Annotated in this window: 1 protein-coding gene; it reads right to left on the minus strand. The window is 61.5% G+C overall.

What is annotated here, in order from left to right; translation table 11 throughout:
• A partial coding sequence (locus SB717_RS35720) for a response regulator (RefSeq protein WP_410907693.1) occupies nucleotides 1-194 on the minus strand: 194 nt, incomplete at its 3' end.
• Nucleotides 195-273 lie beyond the last annotated feature (79 nt).

The following is a 273-nucleotide window of genomic DNA, read 5'->3' on the forward strand; positions in this document are numbered from 1 at the left end:
GTGATTACAAGGTGTGCGCGTGCGACACGCAGCAGATCGAGCGCGACAGCACCGTTCGGCGCGACGCGCACGGTATAGCCGGCGTTCGTCAGGATATGGCGCCATACGAAAAGCATGTCCGGCTCGTCGTCGACAAGAAGCACGGTAGACATCGTCCGCCCCGGGTTGAGTGGCGGGACTGTCGCACGCTTCATGCCAGACGGTTATCGGATGTCCCGTGCCTTGTTTCCCGGTTTGGGATACGGTCCCCTGGCTGACGAAACTGTGCCGTCT

The sequence above is a fragment of the Priestia sp. SIMBA_032 genome (assembly GCF_046535215.1).
GTDB lineage: Bacteria > Bacillota > Bacilli > Bacillales > Bacillaceae_H > Priestia > Priestia aryabhattai.